We start from the raw sequence: 19,925 nt of genomic DNA, 5'->3' as shown, positions 1-19,925 counted from the left end.
TAAGACATAGACCCATGGTGTAACGGTAGCACATCGGTTTTTGGTGCCGCTAGTTGGGGTTCGAATCCCTGTGGGTCTACAAAAGTCTTATGCCTCGATAAGCAATTGTTGAGGCATTTTTATCTAACCTAGTTAAGAGAAAAGTTGCAAAAATTGAAATAAAATTTAGTCAGACCCATGGTGTAACGGTAGCACATCGGTTTTTGGTGCCGCTAGTTGGGGTTCGAATCCCTGTGGGTCTACAATTTTTTCTTTTCAATTTTAACATAATAATCATGGACAGACCCATGGTGTAACGGTAGCACATCGGTTTTTGGTGCCGCTAGTTGGGGTTCGAATCCCTGTGGGTCTACAGATTTTAAGCTTCAATATTTTTATTGAAGCTTTTTTTATACTATATATTTTGTTATATTTATCATAATTGATTTAGTAAATGACATTAGAGGACATAATTTTAGAAGCTAAAAAAGGGAAACGAAATGCTCAGAACGCAGTGATAGAGGTTTTGTGGAACAAAGTTTATCATTATGTATTTTCTAAGATTAGAAACGAAGAAGAAGCCGAAGATATCGCTATAGAAACGTTTACGAAGGTTTTTACAAAATTGAAATTATATAACGAAGATTTTGACTTTACGACTTGGGTAATTTCTATCGCACATAATACGATGATTGATCATATCAGAAGATCTCCAAAACTGAATATTTCTCTTGATGATGAAACCAATTTTTTAGAAATTTTAGAAGATCATCCTTCGCCAGAAGAACATTTGATTTTAAAACAAGATAATGACACGCTGATAAAAGCTATTGCAAAATTGAGAGAACCTTATCAAAAAATTATAGAATTGCGTTATATCGAAGATAAAACATACAAAGAGATTGCTGAAGAACTCAATTTGACCTTACCAAATGTTAAAGTTCGTCTTTTAAGAGCCAAACAATTGTTAACAGAGGTGATGCAAGATAATATTTAGTAAATTTATTCGTTGAAAATTTGTTGAAGAAAACTGGATCGAAAATGAAGAAGCACATATACCTTACAACAATTATTATCGCAAGTTTATTCTTGACGTCTTGTGGAAGTAGTAAAGTAACTTCGTATAAGAAAACTGGTTCTAAAAAAGTTTATACTTCTTCCAAAAAAAACGAATCTACAGAGGTTTTTCGTTCTAAAAATGCTGATGATAGTGCGCCTCGTGATATAAATAAAATTCTAAAAACGGCAAAATCTTACTTAGGAACACCTTACAAATATGGTGGAGTTACGAAAACAGGTTTCGATTGTTCGGGACTGGTTTATGTAAGTTTCAAGGAAATGAATTTAGAATTGCCTCGTCGTTCGAGTGATCAAGCTGAATATGGAAAAGAAATTACAATCGAAAATGTTAAAATAGGTGATTTAATATTTTTTAATACTTCAGGAAATTCAATCTCTCATGTAGGTATTGTAGAAAGTATTAATCATGACGGATCAATCAGTTTTGTACATTCTTCAACTTCGAAAGGTGTCATCATTTCTTCCCTTGATGAAAATTATTGGAAAACTAGATTTGTAAAAGCGGTTAGACTTTTATAACTTGACGTGTGCTTAAAAAAAGAACTATATTATTAACTTTTTTTGGATTACTATTTTTTAGTTTATCCATAGTTGTTAATGCTCAAGAAGATAGTGTCAAAATTGATACAGTTAGAATTGAGAATAAAAATCATTCTAAGTTTAGAAAGTTTTACCAAAAATTATTATTCAAGAAAAAACCAACGAGTTTTCCTATTCAGCCCAATAATAATGTAGGTGATGGAAAATATCAAGGAAAAATTATTCGAAATATTTACTACAAAACACAAGACCCTTTCGGATATTCTTTGCAGGACACGACAAGAAAACCGACAAAATGGATTGAAAGAACTGGAAATACACTACACGGGAAATCTAAGCAATTTGTGTTGCGTCAAAATATGTTGCTGAAACTAGGAGATAAATATGATTCTGTAAAAGCAGCTGAATCTGAGCGTTTAATACGTACCAATCGTTCTATTCGTCGAGTAGAGATTAAGGAAGAAGCTGTCGGGAATGATTCGGTTGATTTATATGTCAATTCAATTGACTCTTGGAGTATGTTTATTACAGGTTCGGTTTCGAGTTCAAAAGCTGGAATTCGCATTAGAGAGCGAAATTTTTTAGGTTTAGGACATGTGTTTGATAATCGTTACCGTCACAATTACAAAACAGGAAATTCGTTATATCAATTTAATTATACGGTTCCAAATATTGCCCAAACTCGAATTATTGGGAATGTACGTTATTTCAAAAATGAAGATAATCATTATACAAAATCAATCAGTTTTGTACGACCTTTTTATTCGCCATTAGCACATTATGCAGGTGGAGTTTCGGTTGGACAAGTGTATTTTAAAGATTCATTAGATTTCGAAAAACCTATTTTGGTTGATAACCATTTCAAATATAATTACCAAGATTATTGGTTGGCAAGAGCGTTTAGAATTGATGATGGTCATTCAGAAAATATTACCAATTTTATTGTTTCAGGGCGATTTTATGATCGATCTTATACCGAAACACCAACTCCAGAAAACGATCCTGTGAACTTTTTTTCTGACCAAACGAATTATTTAGTAGGGATAGGAATTTCTTCAAAACGATATATCAAAACAAAATATATTTTCAATTATGATATTGAAGAAGATATTGCGATAGGGAAATCATTGGGCATTATAGGAGGAATTCAAAATATTCGTCAAACTGATCGTTATTATCTTGGCGGAAAAGCTTCTGCTGGAGGTTTTTTAAATACCGGTTTTTGGGGATTTGGAGTTGAGTTTGGAGGATTTTTTAATAAAGGAAAATTTGAACAAAAAACGCTGTCTGTAGAATTACAATATATGGCAAAGTTGATAAATTGGGGAAAATGGAAGTTCAGAAACTTCATGAAAACTAATTATCTTTTGGGACATGATCGTTTAGATTCTCCTGCGGATCAACTTTCGCTTCATGAACATGATTATTTGGGAATGGCAGGTTTCAAATCGGATAGAGGCTTAACAGGTCAACAGAAATTAATGTTCGAGTATCAATTGCAATCCTATACGCCTTACGAGTTTTTAGGATTTCGTATTTCGCCTTTTTTCAATGCGATGGTTGCGGCAATTGGAGATAACAAAAAATTTATACTGAATAATAACCCAATTTATTCGCGTTTTAGTTTGGGTGTGATGTTGACAAATGATTATTTTGTGTTCAACAATATTCGTTTTTCATTGTCGTATTATCCATCAATTCCTGGACAAGGCGATAATCTAATCAAGACAAATTTATTGGATAATAGAGATTTTCAAATGATGGATTTTGACTTTTCAAAACCAAATTACATTCGTTGGAATAGGTGGGATTAAGACATAAAAAAAGCTTNNAAGCTTTTTTTATGTCTTAATATTTTTTATTTCACTTGTCTGGAAACGATCCACGAAACTAAGCTTCCCAAACCTAAAACAGTTACAATAACTGCAACAAAATTTTCGACAGAAAAGATAAATGGAAATGGAACAGTTGGCGAAGCCATAACCAAACCAAAATCTATTTGTAATAATCCAATAACAGAGGCGATTAATAAACCTGTTGTCATCGCGATAAGGGTGATAATAAAACCAGTTTGAAAGAAAATATTACGAATGTTTTTTCGTGATAATCCAAAACTATACATCGTCTGAATTTCTTTCTTTTTATCCAAAATCAAGATAATAATTGTTCCTGCCAAATTGAAACATGCAATGATAATGACTAACGTAAAAATCAAGTAACTGATTAAATTTTCCATATTCATTACTTTTAAGAAAGCTGAATCTAAATCTTGTCTGGTTTCGATTTTATAATGAGAACCTAATATTTTTTGAAGTTGAATTTTTACTTCGTTAAACGATTTTTTTCCAGTCGTTTTTACCTCAATCGAATAACATTGATTTTCGTTTAACAACAATAATTCTTGCGCCAAACCTAAAGTTGTAAATATGTGTTTGTCGTATTGTTCGTTCAAAATAAACACGCCAACACTGTACGCATCTTTGCGTGTAAAAGCATCGCTTTCTTGTTTTATTAGACCTGTTCCAGCTTTTGGCATCATCAAATCTGCTGGCGTTATCGGATCGATATAAAGTTGCAAACGCTCTGCAATTCCATTCGAAACAATAAAATTATCATCGCGATTAAAGTCTAAATATTGTCCACCATAAATTACCGTATCTAAACGTGTAATTTTGGTGAAATTTTCGTCAACACCTTTCAAATAGGCAATATCTTGCTTTCCTTTGTAATCGATGTAGACTTTTTCTTCGATGATTTTAGAAAAAGCTTTGACATCTTTTTGTTGCTTCAATTGATCCACAACAAAAGTTAAACTGTCCAATACTTTTCCTTTCGAAGGTGATATTTTAATTTCAGGATTTACATTGCTATAATACTTTAAATTCATTTTTTCTAATCCCGAAAAAACGGATAAAATAATAAATAAAGCCGCTGTAGCAACCAGAATAGCACCAACAGCAATCGATGTAATAATGTTTACGGCGTTTGTATTCGTTTTCGAAAAAATGTAGCGTTTCGCAATGTAAAGTGAAATGTTTCTCATTATAAGATTGGATTATTTCCTTCTCCTCTTAGCGCTTTGTCGATTTTATCCATTTCGTCTAACGAATTATCTAAAATGAAAATTAATTCTGGTGTAATACGCATTTGTTTAGAAGCACTTTTTGATAAAATTCCTCTAAATAATGGTGTATTAACTCTAATTTCTTTGAAAATTTCGTCTTTTTGAGTACTTGGAAAAATACTTACATAGATTTTAGAAACGCTCAAATCTGGTGTTACTTTTACTTCTGTAACACTAATCAAATTTCCAGGGAATTCCTTTACAGCCCATTTTCTAAAAGCTTCTGCTAATTCTTCTTGAAATAATTTACTTACTTTTTGTTGTCTATTGCTATCCAATTTTATTCATTTTTATGAGACTGTAAAATTACTGCATTTTTTCGTGATTAAAAACATTGATGAATTGAATTAAGTTCTTTGTAAATTTGTTTTAATGAAAAAAGATATCGAAACTTCAGAAGATGTTGCTTTATTGGTAAATACGTTTTACGATAAAGTGCAAAAAGATGATGTCATTGGTTACTTTTTTTCGGAAGTTGCAAAGGTAAATTGGGACGAACATTTGCCGCATATGATTCAGTTTTGGGAAACTGTTTTATTAGGAAAAGCAACTTTTGAAGGTTGGCCAATGCGAACACATTTGGTTTTGAGTCAGAAAGAGAAATTAAAACCGCATCATTTCGAGCGTTGGATTGAATTGTGGTACGGAATAATTGACGAAAAATTTGAAGGAGAAATAGCAAATGAAGCAAAAAATAGAGCAAAAATTATGCGTGATTTAATTCTTTTCAAAATTGACCAAATGGAACAAAAACAAGGGTTTATTCAATAAAAAAAATGCAGCTTCATAAAAGTTGCATTTTTTTTGTATAATTTGATTAATGATTGAAAAATTATTTCGCAATCATGATTAATTTTTTATTGATAAACTCCATAATTCCAGCTTTAGAAAGTTCGCGTCCGTAACCCGAATGTTTCACACCACCGAAAGGTAAATCTGGGCTTGAAGAAACTTGTTTGTTTACGTAAACCATTCCCGAATCTATTCTACGAGCGATTTTCTCCGCATTCGGAACATCTTCTGTATAAATAGAAGCACCTAATCCGTAAGGCGTATCATTCGCAATTTTGATTGCTTCTTCTACATCCTTCACTTTCCAAATACAAACTACAGGTCCAAAAACTTCTTCGTCATAGGCCTTCATTCCAGGTTTTAAATCTGTTAAAATTGTTGGTTGTAAAAAGAACCCATCACGATCAATACGTTTTCCTCCTGAAACAATTGTTGCTCCTTTATTAGCTGAATCATTAATTTGATCCAATAATTTTTCTAACGCGCTTTCCGAACTTACAGGTCCCATATTGGTGTCAGCATGTGTAGGGTCGCCAACTTTCATTCCGTTTATATAGTCCGTAATTTTTTTCAAATATTCATCGTAAATACCTTCTTGTACTATAATACGTTTCGAAGAAGTACAAGCTTGTCCAGCATTACGTAAACGACCGTTAATGGTTCCGTTCATCACTTTTTCGATATCCGCATCATTCAAAACGATCATTGGATCAGAACCACCAAGTTCTAAAACCGAAGGTTTTACATTTTTACCAGCGATACTTGCAACCTCTGCACCAGCAGCTTCTGAACCAGTTAAAGATACACCAACAATTTTTGGATTATTAATAATCGAATCTGTGTCTTTTCCTGACATCAATAAGTTTTTGTACAAACCTTTTGGAGCGCCAGCAGCAGTAAACATTTCTTCGAAAGCGATTCCACATTGCGGAATATTAGAAGCCGTTTTCAAAACAACTGTGTTACCAGCCATAATGTGAGGCCCAGCAAAACGTGCAATTTGAGAAAAAGGAAAGTTCCAAGGCATGACACCTAATAACACACCAATAGGTTCTGAAACCACATAAGCGTCACCTTTTTCTGTTTGTATAGGAACATTTGCCAAGAATTCTTCTGCATTATCAGCGTAATATTCGATGATATTTGCACTATAATCAATTTCGATTTCACTTTCATACAATGGTTTTCCCATTTCTGTTGTAATCAAAGCAGCTAATCGAGCTTTTTGCTTACGCATTTCGTTTGCGACACGTTTCATTACAGCTTTTCTTTCTTCGAAAGATTCGAATCGCCATGTTTGATATAATTCGTTTGCGTCGTCTATATATTGATTGATTTCTTCGCTTGTGTAGGCTTGAAATTCTTTTTCGATTTTACCTGTAGCAGGATTTAATGTTCTGATTGAACTTGCCATTTCACTCTTTATTTAATGTATACAAAGTTGTAGCAATTCTCGTTCCTAACAAAACTTTTAGGATAAATAAAACTGATAGTTGATGAGATTTTAGAAGGTTTGAACAATAAAGTAAGTATAAATGAACAATAGAAATTAGAAGAATGATTATTTATCTAAATCAGTTGCTGAATTTGTTCGTGATAAAAACCAAATTGTTCCGTTTTTACTTTTCATTTTTTTATTTGCTAAAATAATTCCTAATATTAATCCTGTTAGAATGAAGATAGAACCAATAATTAAATTAGAAATTGATTTATTTTGAAAATAAATCAACAATCCAATTATGAAGCCAATAATAAAGGGTGATATAAAGATTTGAATCCAACCATAAAGTTCTGCAATAAATTCTAGATTCTTTTTCATAAAGTAAATATTTATGATTGATTAAAATTATCAAATCTTAATAGAACAATTCGTTCAAAATAAAATCATTCTTTTAAAACGGTAAATTATCGTCGTCGTTGTTCATCGAACTTGTGAATTCTCCGCCGAAATCTCCAAAAGCATCAGAAGGATCGATAGCAGATAAATTCATTGCACTTCCCATTTCTTGAGAACCATCATTCATCGAGCTTTGAATTTCGAAATCTCCACCAAATGAAGTTTCTAAATCGGTAAATTTAGCTTGCTCATTAATGAATCGTAGACGCACATTTTCTAACGCACCATTACGGTGTTTAGCAATGATAAATTCGGCTTGACCAGCGCAAGGTTCACTTTCATCATCCCAATATTCTAATTTATAATATTCGGGACGATAAATAAACGAAACGATATCGGCATCTTGCTCAATCGCTCCAGATTCACGTAAATCCGATAATAATGGACGCTTGCTTCCTCCACGAGTTTCTACCGAACGAGATAACTGCGAAAGTGCAATAACAGGAATACTTAACTCTTTTGCGATTGCTTTTAAGGAGCGCGAAATCATCGAAATTTCTTGCTCACGGTTTCCATTTGCTTTTCCACCAGCAGTCATTAACTGTAAGTAGTCAATCAAAATCATTTTTACACCATGTTGAGAAACCAAACGACGCGCTTTTGCTCTTAAATCGAAGATAGAAAGGGCAGGCGTATCGTCAATGTAAAGCGGTGCATTTTCAAGACCTTTTACTTTTGTATATAATTGTTTCCATTCGTGATCGGCTAATTTTGCTTTACGCAATTTTTCACCCGAAATTCCAGTTTCACCCGAAATCATACGCGTAATCAACTGAACAGAAGACATCTCTAATGAAAAAACAGCAACTGGAATATTTTTGTCCACCGTCATATTTTTCGCCATCGAAAGGATAAAAGCGGTTTTCCCCATACCAGGACGAGCGGCTAAGATAATCAAATCCGATTCTTGCCAACCCGAAGTAATTTTATCAATTTCTGTAAATCCAGAAGATAAACCAGACATTCCTTCTTTGGTAGATTGGGCTTTAATTTTGTCAATCGCTTCTGTAACTAAATCTCTTGCTTCCGAATAACTACGCTTGATTCCACCTTCTGTAATTTCGAATAATTTCGATTCAGAATAATCCAGTAAATCAAATACATCGGCAGTATCATCGTATGATTTTTCAATGACTTGATTCGAAATTTCAATTAAACGACGAAGAATATATTTTTCTTGAATGACACGAGCATAATACTCCACGTGTGCAGAAGAAGAAACTTTTTGCGTTAATTGAATCAAATAATAATCACCGCCAACACGATCTAATTTGCCTTCACTTTTCAACTCATTCGAAACCGTTAATAAATCAATAGGTTCTGAATCGTTAAATAATTTTTGAATGACAGCATAAATCGCTTGATGCTCTGGACGATAAAAAACTTGCGGTGTAAGAATGTCAATGACTTCATCCAACCCTTTTTTATCAATCATCATCGCACCAAGTACAGCTTGCTCTAAATCAACAGCTTGTGGAGGAAGTTTACCTTTCTCTAAACCAATGACATTGTGCTTGTTAGCTGGTATTTCGGGATTATAATTTGCTTGTTCCATAAGAGTTTCAAAATTAAATAAAAAAACGAGATATAACTAATTTTATATCTCGTTTTAAAATTGTATATTCTACAATAAGTATTATTGTAAAACAATATTTTATCCTGAAAATTCTCCGAATTTGATGTAACGTTCTTGACGTTGTTGTTGTAATTCTTTTGGAGAAAGTTTTTTCAATTCGTTGTAAGTGTCTAAAACTTTATTTTTCAAGTTTGTGTACGCAACTTCTGGTTTGTAGTGTGCTCCACCAAGCGGTTCTTGAATGATGTCTTCAATTAATCCTAATTCTAACATATCAGGACCAGTTAATTTCATTTGCGAAGCAGCTTGCTCTTTGTAATCCCAACTTCTCCATAAAATTGTAGAACAGTTTTCTGGTGAAATTACAGAATACCAAGTGTTTTCTAACATGAAAACTTTGTTCCCAACTCCAATTCCTAATGCTCCACCTGAAGCTCCTTCACCAATTACAATTGTAATGATAGGAACTGTAAGTTTCAACATTTCGTAGATGTTTTTAGCGATAGCTTCACCTTGACCTCTTTCTTCAGCTTCTAAACCAGGATATGCACCAGGAGTGTCGACTAAAGTCAAGACAGGAATATTAAACTTTTCTGCTAACTTCATCAAACGTAAAGCTTTGCGGTAACCATCTGGATTAGACATTCCGAAACGACGATATTGTCTTTCTTTGGTATTTTTTCCTTTTTGTTGACCAATAATCATAAAAGTTTGACCATTGATTTTTCCCATACCACCAACCATTGCTTTATCATCAGCAAAAGTTCTATCTCCGTGAATTTCGATAAACGTGTTATCTGTGATCGCGTAAGCGTAGTCTAAAGTATAAGGGCGAGAAGGATGACGAGACAATTGTACACGTTGCCATGGCGTTAAATTACCATAGATTTCCTTCTTTTTATTTTCAATTGCAATTTCAATTTCAACGCAAGCCTGTTTGATGTTAACACCGCTTCCTTCGCCGACGATTTGACAGCTTTGTAACTGTTCTTCTAAATCTTTGATAGGTTGTTCAAATTCTAAATATTCCATACAAATGTGTTTGTTCAATCCAACAAATATAGAAAAGGTTTTTAAGCCAATTATAATAAATGTCGAATGTTTTTCAGATTTTTTACAAGTATTTTAATTTCAAAAGATAAAAAAGCGTCTACAGATTAGACGCTTTCATCGTGTATTTGATCTAAAATTAGATTTTTTCGATAATCATTGCAGATGCTCCACCGCCACCATTACAGATAGCTGCACCACCAATTTTTCCTCCGTTTTGCTCTAAAACATTTAATAATGTAACCAAAATTCTTGATCCAGAATTTCCAAGTGGATGACCAATAGAAACCGCACCACCATTTACATTGACTTTAGAAGCATCAAGGTTTAATAATTTAGTATTTGCAATTCCAACAACTGAAAACGCTTCGTTAAATTCCCAGAAATCAACATCAGCAGCTGTCATATTTGCTTTTTTCAATAATTTTTCAACCGCTTTAGCTGGTGCAGTTGTAAATTTTGAAGGTTCTTGAGAAGCATCAGCATAAGCAATAACTTTTGCAAGAGGTTTTAATCCTAATTCGTTTGCTTTATCTAAAGACATTAATACTAAAGCAGAAGCTCCATCATTAATTGTAGAAGCATTTGCAGCAGTTACAGTTCCGTCTTTAGAGAAAACAGCGCGCAAACCTGGAACTTTATCAAAGTTTACATTTTTATATTCTTCGTCTTCTTTAAAAATAACTGGTTCTCCTTTGCGTTGAGGAATTTCTACAGGAACAACTTCGTTGTCAAATTTTCCAGCAGCCCAAGCAGCAGCAGATTTTTTGTAAGAATTAATTGCAAACTCATCTTGCTCTTCACGAGAAATATTGAACTCAGTTGCACAAGTATCTCCGAAAAGTCCCATCATTTCTTTGCTGTAGTAATCTTGTAAACCATCGTTCACAATTCCATCTAACAAAACAGTATTTCCGTATTTATTTCCAGTTCTTGCATTTGGTGAATAGAAAGGAACCATCGACATGTTTTCCATTCCTCCAGCAACTACAACATCTGCGTCACCTAAACGAATTGCTTGTGTAGCAAACATTACAGCTTTCATACCAGAGGCACAAACTTTGTTTACCGTTGTTGCAGGAATTGTATTTGGTAAACCTGCTTTTATCATTGCTTGCTTAGCAGGTGCTTGTCCTTCACCAGCTTGCAATACATTTCCCATATATACTTCATCAACCAAAGATCCATCTAAGTTGATTTTATCTAAAGCTCCTTTAATAGCTGTTGCGCCTAAATCTGTAGCTGGAACGTTAGATAAACTTCCCAAAAAAGATCCCATTGCTGTACGAACAGCTGAAACTATTACGACTTCTTTCATTTAATTTGTGATTTGTTGTTTTTATTATGATAACTTAATAATGCAAGATATAAAATTTATAGTAGTATTAATTTGATTTACTTTTTAAAGATTTTTTAAATTTGTTATTGACTTAATATAGATAATTGATTTTTTTTGTTAAAATGATAATTATCTTAGAATAGAATATTTTTTGAAGAATAAAATGATTAAAATGCTGAAGAATAAAATGATATTATTTGGTTTGATTTCGTGTTTTGTAATTACAATCGGAAATGCGCAAACCTTTGATCAAAAATATTTTAAATCAATTTTAGATTCGCTTACGTCAAATTCGTTTGCTGGCAGAGGTTATGTAGAAAATGGAATGACAAATGCTGGAATTTATTTACAAAACGAATTTCAAAAAAATGGATTGAAGTCTTTTTCTAATCGTTATAATCAAACATTTACTTTTCCGATTAATATTATCAAAGATGCAAAACTGAAAATTAATGGAAAAGAATTAAAATATGGAATTGATTTTATTGTAAAACCAATTTCTAAATCAATTTCGAAAACCAATTCACCTTTTTATATTTTTGACACAAAAGCCTATGTGGAATCTTTTCAGTCGAAAGATAAAACGAGGGATTTTATTGTGAAAGATGATGAATCGCAAAAAGGAAAACATATTATTTTGCCGCCTTTAGTGACTTCTGTAGATTCTATTCAGAAATATTACAAACAATGGGCGAATATTTATGAGAAAAATGAAAATAAAAATCGAGCGATTTTTAGATTTACATCAGATAAATTGACTTCAAGTCTTAGTCAACGACAATCTTCTATTTCAGAATTTATTATTTCGGATAAATTTTATTCTAAAAATTTAAAAATAAACGATTATTCTATTGATTCAGAGTTAAATAATTCATTCGAAGCAAATAATATAATTGGTTACATTGACGGAAAGAACAATGATAGCGTAATTGTGATTTCTGCTCATTATGATCATTTAGGGAAAGTTGGACAAACTATTTTTCCTGGAGCGAGTGATAATGCGAGCGGAACTGCAATGATGATGGCGCTGATGAAGTATTATTCAAAACATCAGCCTAATTATAGAACAGTTTTTATGGCTTTTGCAGGTGAAGAAGCGGGGATTTTAGGCGCAGATTATTATGTTAATCATCCTCTTTTTCCATTGAATCAAATCAAATTTTTAGTCAATTTAGATATTATGGGAGCGGGCGATCAAGGAATTCAAGTTGTGAATGGTAAAGTTTTTAAAAATCAATTTGAAAAATTAGTTGAATTCAATCAAACAAATAAATACCTAAAAGAAGTTAAAATTCGAGGAGAATCGTGTAATTCCGATCATTGTCCGTTTTATTTGAAAGGTGTTCCGTCGTTTTTTATTTACACATTAGGAGGAAAAGGTTTTTATCATGATCCCAATGATACAGCTGAAAGTTTGGATTTGAGTTCCTCTGAAAAAGTATATAATTTGTTGAAAGCTTTTATTGATAAGCTATAAAAAAATAATCCGTTCAAAGTGAACGGATTACTAACCAACCTAAACTACTATAAAAAACTCTAAAAAGTAAAAAGAGTGCGAGTAATTCCAAACTTCATAAATCAATTTCGTTATACTCGTTGTTACTCTTTGTCTTACTATCTATGAATAAATTATTTGACACTGCAAATGTCTAACTTTTATGTCTTGTTTGGAAAAATTGTAAAAGATTTTATTTATAATAGTTATAGAGAATATTTATAATAAACGTTTGTTGTCGGATATTAAACTTTGTATTAATTTGTTAAAAATAAACAATAATAGTTAAAGTGTAATTGTATGAAAGCGTACTTTAACACCTTTTTAACTATTTGTTTACGAAAATATGATGAAATGATAAGATTTGAAATCTTTTCAACTAAATTTGATTTTTGAATCGTAAAGACTTCATAAATTTAAACAAATTTTAAACCAAAACGCCAAAATGAGACTTTTTTTATTGGTTTTTTCCTTACATATTGTGTTATTTGTTGATGCGCAAAATGTTAACCCAAATCAAATTCGAACAAAAATTTACGATACTATTTTACAAGATATCCAAAAACAAAGTTTAGAATTTCCGAACAAAAAAATTGTGGTAGATCCTACGATTAATAAGTTTGAAGATTATAAAATGGACGAATTTGGGCTGAAATTAGATTCGGCGAAATATCTACAAGACACTTCAATTTGTTCTAAATTAACAACCTATAAATGCGTTTCGAAATTTGAGATTGATAATTATTCGATTACCAATGTTTACAAAGATGAAGCAGATGCGTTATATCCTGACTTTTATGGGATTTATGCACCAATCGATTCGTGGTACAATTTGATTTATTATGCGGCTGTTAATCATTTTGAGAAGGATAGAGAATTTCAATTTAACGTCTTAATTCCAGTTCGAAATGTGCAAATGAAAAATAAAACGATGAAGGAAAAAATGTTCTTTTATAACGTTTTGTTTGATGAGCAATTTAAGATTCTAAAATTTGAAAAATTATTATTAAAACATTAAAATTCAATCAGAAAAGTTGTAAATTAGCAAGACTCAAATTTTTAATTGATGTTAAACGTTAGCGCTTATATAGACGAGCTTTTGCAGTTATCAAAAGGCAATTTACGGATTTGCCGTATGAATTGGTGGCTTTTAAAATACGAAGATGAATTTGAGAAAGCAATAGAACAAACGTCTTGTAAAAAGTGGCAAAGATGGCTTTATAATGGAGAACATCCATATCCATGTGTTTGTCCAAAGCGCGAAAAATTATGCGTTTTTATCGATTTATATCGTGAATTGGATCGTTTGACACAAGTGCAACGTTTAGAGAATTTTTTTCACGAATATTTTCAAAAATTTGAGTTGATTAAAGATTCAAAAGAATCTTTAAAAAATTGGATGAATGATATTCGTCCAACGATTTCCTCTATTTATTTATTATTGGATAAGAATGATAATCTAAAAATTAGATTTTATAATTCGGATCCAGTTTTGGAAGTGAATATCAATAAAAATGATTATAAATACACTTTGTTGTGTTTGGATATTTTTAACTACAACATGTATGTAAGAGGCATGTAAATGAAAAGAGAGTTGACAAAATCAACTCTCTTTTTTATGAAATAATAGATTAAATATGGCTTATTTAATTAAACCAATTTCTCTTAAACGCTGAGTCAAGAAATCTCCAGCTGTAATATCTTCAAATTGTTTTGGATTTTCTTCTGTTACACAATCTTCTAAAACAGATAAATCCATTTCAGAAACTGGATGCATAAAGAATGGAATAGAAAAACGAGATGTTCCCCATAATTCTTTCTCTGGATTAACCACTTGGTGAATTGTTGATTTTAATCTGTTGTTTGTGTGACGAGATAACATATCACCAACATTAATCACCAATTCGTCGTCAGCAGCAATAGCATCAACCCAAGTTCCATCGTGACGTTGCACTTGTAATCCACGACCTTGCGCTCCCATTAACAATGTAATCAGGTTAATATCACCGTGGGCACCAGCACGAACTGCATCTTTAGGCTCTTCTGTGATAGGAGGATAGTGAATTGCTCTCAAAATAGAGTTTCCGTTTTTTACTTTATCATCAAAGTAAAACTCGTCTAAACCTAAGAATAAAGCCAAAGCACGTAAAACGTAAACTCCTGTTTTTTCTAATTGTTTGTATGTTTCTTCACCATAAGTGTTAAAACCTGGAACTTCATTTACATCAACATTTTCTGGATAGTTGTATTTCGCTTTATCTTCTTCAGATAAATACTGTCCAAAATGCCAAAATTCTTTCAAGTCACCAACGGTTCTACCTTTTGCATGTTCGTTACCGAAAGCTGTATAACCGCGTTGACCACCAATTCCTTCAACTACATAACTTTGTTTTGTTTCTGTAGGTAAAGCGTAAAATTCGCGAACGCTTTTATATAAATTTTCAACTAATTCGTCAGATAAAAAATGTCCTTTCAAAGCAACGAATCCTATTTCTTCGTATGCTTTACCAATTTCGTTGACAAATTTTTGTTTTCTTGCAGGATCATCAGATAAAAAGTCTGCTAAATTAACCGATGGAATTCCGTTTTGTGACATTTATATTTTTTATAAAATTTCTTCTGCAAAGGTATAGAAAGATTTCTTTTGTGAATAATATTGTTAATAACTTTTTTAATCAACTGTTGGTTTGATGCAAAACTAAGTCGTTTAAATGGTTCTAATTGTTTAAAATATTAATTATAAGTAAAATATGATTTTAAACATAGGTTTTGATAATTTCTATCTTGATAAATATAATTTATTAAAATTACATTATAAATAGTTATTAATAATAGTTGTTTTAAATAATATGAATTAATTTTAAGAATATGAAGAAATATTTATTTGTATTTTTTGTTTGTATTAGCATAATGTTGTTTTCACAAGAGTCTATAAAAACTCCTTTGATATATCTAAGTTGTAAAAAAGTTGAACAGAAGGGAAATGAGGAGTTGAATAAATGTTTTAAACAAAATTTTAGAAAAGATTTTTATAAAATGGTAAGTACGGAATTAAGGTCGAGAAACTTAATTACAAATTATCTTCTTAAAGCTGAATTCAATTTTACTTTTGATGAAAATGGTGTAATTTCTATTTCTGATTTTGAAGGAAGTGAGGATACGAAAGATATCTTAGAAAAGTCTTTATTTAGATTAAATGAGAGAATTAAAGGAGGTAAATATAAAATTATTCCAGCAAAGAATAATGAAGGGAAATTTATAAAAACCACTATAAAAGTTCCATTTCAATATGCATTTGTGAGAAGTTAATTATTAATCTTCTTTCTAATCGTTATCAATCATTCTATATTTGCAAAAATATTTATGATGAAAGATCAATTTTTTCAATATATACAAGACTTACAAAATAAAATTATTACTAAACTTGAACAAGTTGATGGTAAAGCTAAATTTTTAAGAGATAGTTGGGAACGCGAAGAAGGCGGCGGAGGTCTTTCATGTGTTTTAACTGACGGAGCTGTTTTTGAGAAAGCTGGCGTTAATATTTCAAAAGTTTATGGAGAATTACCAGAAACAATGCAAAAAGCGTTAAATGTTTCGTCAGGTAAATTTTTTGCTTGTGGATTGAGTTTGGTTATTCATCCAACTAGTCCACATATTCCGACGACTCATGCGAATTGGAGATATTTCGAAATGTATGATAAAGATGGAAATATTGTCGATCAATGGTTTGGAGGAGGTCAAGATTTAACACCGTATTATTTGGATGAAGAAGATGTGATGCATTGGCATACAATCTGTAAAAAAAGTTGTGATGCGCATGATGTGGCTTTTTATCCGAAGTATAAAGAGGAATGTGATAAATATTTTTGGAATACTCATCGTGAAGAAGCCCGTGGAATAGGAGGTTTGTTTTTTGATTACTTGAAACCAACTTCAGAAAAAACAGTTGAACAATGGTATGATTTTGTAACGGAAGTAGGAAACTCATTTTTAGAAGCGTATATTCCGATTGTTGAAAAGCACAAAAATGATGAATTTTCTGATGAACAAAAGGAATGGCAAGAAATTAGAAGAGGTCGTTATGTGGAATTTAATCTAATTCATGATAGAGGAACTTTATTTGGTTTGAAAACAAATGGACGAATAGAATCTATTTTGATGAGTTTGCCAAAACATGTACAATGGCACTATAATCACCAACCAGAAGAAGGTTCGGAAGAATATAAATTAGTCGATGTTTTGAAACATCCAAAAGATTGGATTTAATCAATAAAATATAAAATGCCTGAACATTTGTTCAGGCATTTTTTTAATCTTCTCTCGATCCGTCATCTGCCATTCTGACCATTTTAGGTGTAAAAGTAGCCACAACATCAACCAGATCTTGTTGTGCAGCCATTACTTCGTGAATATCTTTATACGCCATCGGCGCTTCATCTTTTCCGCCTCCAATTAGTGTAATTCCAAAATCATTCAAATAATCGTTTATCTTGTTTTGTGATAATGATTTAATTGCTTGTGTTCGGCTCATCTTTCGACCAGCACCATGAGAAGCCGAATGAATAGAATTTTCTTCACCTTTTCCGCGAACCAAAAATCCTGGCGCAGTCATTGAACCTGGAATAATTCCCATCACATCTTTAGAAGCTGGTGTTGCACCTTTTCGATGAACAATTACTTCTTCGCCATTGTAAATTTCTTTCCAAGCAAAATTATGATGATTTTCTACTTTAGCTAAAACTTCTGCACCGATAGATTTTTTAATTTTTTGATGAATAATTTCGTGACAAGCCGAAGCATATTCACCAGCCAAATTCATCGTAATCCAATATTCTTGACCTTCTGCAGAATCCAAATCCAAATAAGCTAAATTTTGTGCTTTATAAGGAAGTTTACAAATTTCTTTTGCAATTTTTGTATAATGTCCAGCGATTGTAGCACCGAAACCTCTCGATCCAGAATGCGTTAATAACGCTAAATACGAACCTTTTTTGATGTTCAGTTTCTTATCATCTTCTTTGAAATCAATCAGACCAAATTCTACAAAATGATTTCCTCCTCCAGAAGAACCCAATTGCGACCACGCTTTATCTTTTAAATTTTGAATAAATGAATTTGTTTCGAATTTTGCATCATCCAAAATCTGATGTTCGGCTTTGTATTGACCATGAAAACCATGTCCTGCACCAAACTTTGTGTTTTTTATTAAAGTTTTTTTTAAAGAATCATGATGCTTAAAATAATAAGAAGCAGGTAAATCATAAATCGATAAAGCCATTCTACATCCAATATCAACGCCGACACCATAAGGAATAATTGCATTTTTTGTTGCTAAAACTCCGCCAATCGGTAAACCATAACCTTGATGAGCATCTGGCATTATTGCGCCGGCAACTGTTACAGGAAGTTTCATGGCTACTTTCATTTGTTCTAAAGCACCATCTTCAATATTTTTTGCACCATAAATGTTGAAATCGTTCGGATTTTCATTCAATTCAATTAAGTTTTCATCTTGTTGAGGTAAATGAATTCCATTGATAAAACCATTTGCAAGCGTTTTGAAAATTTTATCTTCTAAGAAATCTTGTGGCGAAGACAAAACTTGCGCATATTTATCAAGCATTTCGGCTTTTGTATAACCATTTCTTTTTCGGTTAATTTTTAAGGCAATTCCTAAAATTTCATTCTCAGGATAACCCAAGGCAATCAAATCAATTCCATTAATTGGTTTGTTTTGTTGTTCGGTTGTTTTCATATAATTTGGTTAGAATATTATTTTGTAAACATTGTTTTTAGTTCATTTAATACATTCGACCCACCAGAAATTGAGATTTCTCCTACTTTATCAGCAATTTTTTCGATGTATTCCATCTCTTTCAATTTCCATAATGTTTCGTTTTCTTCCATTAATTTTGCTGTATTCAACAAGCTTCTTGTTGAAGCAGTTTCCTCACGACGCGTAATCGAATTAGCTTGAGCCGTTTTTTCGGCAATCAAAACACGGTTCATAATTTCTCTTATTTCTCCAGGAAGAATAATGTCTTTCATACCTGCGTCAATCAATTTTAGACCAATTTCTTGGAATTCAGCTTGATATTTTTGAATGATATAATTCGTTACCGAATTTTTATCTGACATCAAATCATCAAAATTCATGTTTCCAATAAATTCTCTCAAACCTAATTGAATCGCTTGATAAATCATTTTTTCGAAATCTTTGTTCGATTGATAAGCGTTTAACAAATCAGTAATTTGATAATTTACCATAAAATTGATTCGTAATTGCGCTTTATCTTTCGTCAAAATTTCTTGTCCCGAAATTTCAATTGTTTGCGGACGCATATCAAAAGATACCATCGAGATTTTAACTTCGTTGTTGTAAAATAGGTATTCACCAGCTTTTAAAACCGAATCAAATTCATTGTCTTTAAATAAAATTCCTTCGAAATATGGCGCAACAGAAATGATACGAATTGCACCAGCTTTTCTCAAAATATCAATTTCTCTTTTTGTTAAATTCTTAATTTCGTCAGTAGAATTCAAGTCAAATTTTATAGCTTTTAATTGAGTCGAATTTTTCCAAATCATCACGTTTTTATTGTAAAAAGAATCATAGATTTGATTGTTTTTGTAAATAATCAACACTTCGTTATGTAATACTTCGATAAAATCTACCATATTTTTTAATGTTTCATTTTCCAAAATCATTGCGTGGAATTTTTCATCAATTATTTCGTTGATGTTTAATTTTTCGATGTTTTTATTAAAGAAAATCCAATAATTTCCTTTTGAGTAAATTTTATCTACTTCGTTATTTTTGATATAGATTCCAATTTCTTGGTTGTTAATTGCTAATTTTTTCATTTTATTATTTTTTATAGGTTTTTACTATTTTTTTTGTCATTCTGAGCCTGTCGAAGAATCTTTATTATGAGATACTGAAACGAGTTCAGGATGACTATTTTTTAATTCTATTCTCGATACAATTTTTCTTTATTTTCATTTCGAAAAATTACTCGAATTGACGAATTATTGTCATTCTGATTTCTA

General features: G+C 31.7%; 19 protein-coding genes and 3 tRNA genes. 12 read left to right on the top strand and 10 right to left on the bottom strand.

The window, feature by feature from the left end; all coding sequences use genetic code 11:
• The first annotated feature begins 8 nt into the window (after nt 1-8).
• From B3792_RS08640 to B3792_RS08615, 6 genes are all read left to right on the top strand, one after another.
• A tRNA-Gln gene (locus tag B3792_RS08640) sits at nt 9-79 on the top strand.
• A gap of 92 nt (nt 80-171) precedes the next feature.
• Nucleotides 172-242 (top strand) — tRNA-Gln (locus B3792_RS08635).
• Between the two features lie 39 nt (nt 243-281).
• Nucleotides 282-352 (top strand) — tRNA-Gln (locus tag B3792_RS08630).
• Between the two features lie 81 nt (nt 353-433).
• Complete coding sequence (locus tag B3792_RS08625; RefSeq protein ID WP_038334626.1) at nt 434-976, top strand: RNA polymerase sigma factor; 543 nt, start codon at nt 434-436, stop codon at nt 974-976.
• A 44-nt stretch (nt 977-1,020) separates the two neighbouring features.
• Entirely contained in the window at nt 1,021-1,578 is a 558-nt protein-coding gene (locus B3792_RS08620) for a C40 family peptidase (RefSeq protein ID WP_038334631.1), read from the top strand.
• A gap of 8 nt (nt 1,579-1,586) precedes the next feature.
• Nucleotides 1,587-3,413 (top strand): hypothetical protein, encoded by a 1,827-nt coding sequence (locus tag B3792_RS08615; protein ID WP_286495803.1) that lies wholly within the window; start codon nt 1,587-1,589, stop codon nt 3,411-3,413.
• A 44-nt stretch (nt 3,414-3,457) separates the two neighbouring features.
• On the opposite strand, the gene B3792_RS08610 is transcribed toward B3792_RS08615, so the two are convergent.
• Both B3792_RS08610 and rbfA read right to left on the bottom strand, forming a co-directional pair.
• Nucleotides 3,458-4,642, bottom strand: a complete 1,185-nt coding sequence (locus B3792_RS08610; RefSeq protein WP_221855976.1) for an ABC transporter permease — start codon at nt 4,640-4,642, stop codon at nt 3,458-3,460.
• Nucleotides 4,642-5,001: a 30S ribosome-binding factor RbfA gene (rbfA, locus tag B3792_RS08605; RefSeq protein ID WP_038334637.1), complete on the bottom strand. Its 360-nt coding sequence runs from the start codon at nt 4,999-5,001 to the stop codon at nt 4,642-4,644. Before rbfA ends, B3792_RS08610 begins: the two co-directional genes overlap by 1 nt.
• 94 nt (nt 5,002-5,095) lie before the next feature.
• On the opposite strand from rbfA, the gene B3792_RS08600 reads away from it, so the two are divergent.
• Nucleotides 5,096-5,494, top strand: a complete 399-nt coding sequence (locus B3792_RS08600) for a group III truncated hemoglobin (RefSeq protein WP_019975256.1) — start codon at nt 5,096-5,098, stop codon at nt 5,492-5,494.
• Nucleotides 5,495-5,555: 61 nt separating this feature from the next.
• Here B3792_RS08600 and B3792_RS08595 read toward each other — a convergent pair whose 3' ends face one another.
• The 5 genes from B3792_RS08595 to B3792_RS08575 form a co-directional block, all read right to left on the bottom strand.
• Nucleotides 5,556-6,929, bottom strand: coding sequence for an NAD-dependent succinate-semialdehyde dehydrogenase (locus B3792_RS08595; RefSeq protein ID WP_219034703.1), 1,374 nt, complete (start codon nt 6,927-6,929; stop codon nt 5,556-5,558).
• A 147-nt stretch (nt 6,930-7,076) separates the two neighbouring features.
• Nucleotides 7,077-7,334, bottom strand: coding sequence for a hypothetical protein (locus tag B3792_RS08590; protein WP_125349038.1), 258 nt, complete (start codon nt 7,332-7,334; stop codon nt 7,077-7,079).
• A 73-nt stretch (nt 7,335-7,407) separates the two neighbouring features.
• Nucleotides 7,408-8,967, bottom strand: coding sequence for a replicative DNA helicase (gene dnaB / locus B3792_RS08585; protein ID WP_115001280.1), 1,560 nt, complete (start codon nt 8,965-8,967; stop codon nt 7,408-7,410).
• Between the two features lie 99 nt (nt 8,968-9,066).
• A complete protein-coding gene (locus B3792_RS08580; RefSeq protein WP_038334644.1) occupies nt 9,067-10,020 on the bottom strand; it encodes an acetyl-CoA carboxylase carboxyltransferase subunit alpha in 954 nt (317 codons plus the stop codon).
• Nucleotides 10,021-10,177: 157 nt separating this feature from the next.
• Nucleotides 10,178-11,356 carry a thiolase family protein gene (locus B3792_RS08575; protein WP_115001279.1) on the bottom strand — a complete coding sequence of 393 codons (1,179 nt, stop codon included), beginning with the start codon at nt 11,354-11,356 and terminating at the stop codon, nt 10,178-10,180.
• Nucleotides 11,357-11,549: 193 nt separating this feature from the next.
• On the opposite strand from B3792_RS08575, the gene B3792_RS08570 reads away from it, so the two are divergent.
• The 3 genes from B3792_RS08570 (at nt 11,550) to B3792_RS08560 (ending at nt 14,454) form a co-directional block, all read left to right on the top strand.
• Entirely contained in the window at nt 11,550-12,854 is a 1,305-nt protein-coding gene (locus B3792_RS08570) for a M28 family metallopeptidase (protein ID WP_291049058.1), read from the top strand.
• Between the two features lie 463 nt (nt 12,855-13,317).
• Complete coding sequence (locus B3792_RS08565; RefSeq protein WP_125349041.1) at nt 13,318-13,890, top strand: hypothetical protein; 573 nt, start codon at nt 13,318-13,320, stop codon at nt 13,888-13,890.
• Between the two features lie 117 nt (nt 13,891-14,007).
• Nucleotides 14,008-14,454, top strand: a complete 447-nt coding sequence (locus B3792_RS08560; protein WP_115001277.1) for a hypothetical protein — start codon at nt 14,008-14,010, stop codon at nt 14,452-14,454.
• A 60-nt stretch (nt 14,455-14,514) separates the two neighbouring features.
• Here B3792_RS08560 and B3792_RS08555 read toward each other — a convergent pair whose 3' ends face one another.
• The gene (locus B3792_RS08555; RefSeq protein ID WP_125349043.1) at nt 14,515-15,468 is read right to left on the bottom strand and encodes an isopenicillin N synthase family dioxygenase; all 954 of its coding nucleotides are present in this window, start codon (nt 15,466-15,468) and stop codon (nt 14,515-14,517) included.
• A gap of 272 nt (nt 15,469-15,740) precedes the next feature.
• Between B3792_RS08555 and B3792_RS08550 the strand changes: the two genes are divergently transcribed.
• Both B3792_RS08550 and hemF read left to right on the top strand, forming a co-directional pair.
• Nucleotides 15,741-16,181: a hypothetical protein gene (locus B3792_RS08550; RefSeq protein WP_125349044.1), complete on the top strand. Its 441-nt coding sequence runs from the start codon at nt 15,741-15,743 to the stop codon at nt 16,179-16,181.
• Nucleotides 16,182-16,238: 57 nt separating this feature from the next.
• Nucleotides 16,239-17,141 carry an oxygen-dependent coproporphyrinogen oxidase gene (gene hemF / locus B3792_RS08545; RefSeq protein WP_115001274.1) on the top strand — a complete coding sequence of 301 codons (903 nt, stop codon included), beginning with the start codon at nt 16,239-16,241 and terminating at the stop codon, nt 17,139-17,141.
• A 43-nt stretch (nt 17,142-17,184) separates the two neighbouring features.
• Here the strand turns inward: hemF and B3792_RS08540 are convergent, their stop codons facing one another.
• Together B3792_RS08540 and B3792_RS08535 are read right to left on the bottom strand one after the other, a co-directional pair.
• Nucleotides 17,185-18,630, bottom strand: a complete 1,446-nt coding sequence (locus B3792_RS08540) for an RtcB family protein (RefSeq protein WP_291050565.1) — start codon at nt 18,628-18,630, stop codon at nt 17,185-17,187.
• Between the two features lie 17 nt (nt 18,631-18,647).
• A complete protein-coding gene (locus tag B3792_RS08535; RefSeq protein ID WP_219034698.1) occupies nt 18,648-19,739 on the bottom strand; it encodes a slipin family protein in 1,092 nt (363 codons plus the stop codon).
• Nucleotides 19,740-19,925: the final 186 nt, after the last annotated feature.

The sequence above is a fragment of the Empedobacter sp. UBA5924 genome (genome assembly GCF_002431085.1).
Taxonomy (GTDB): Bacteria; Bacteroidota; Bacteroidia; order Flavobacteriales; family Weeksellaceae; genus Empedobacter; species Empedobacter falsenii_B.
Note: the sequence above shows the minus strand (reverse complement) of the source record. Positions and strands in the feature narration are given on the sequence as shown.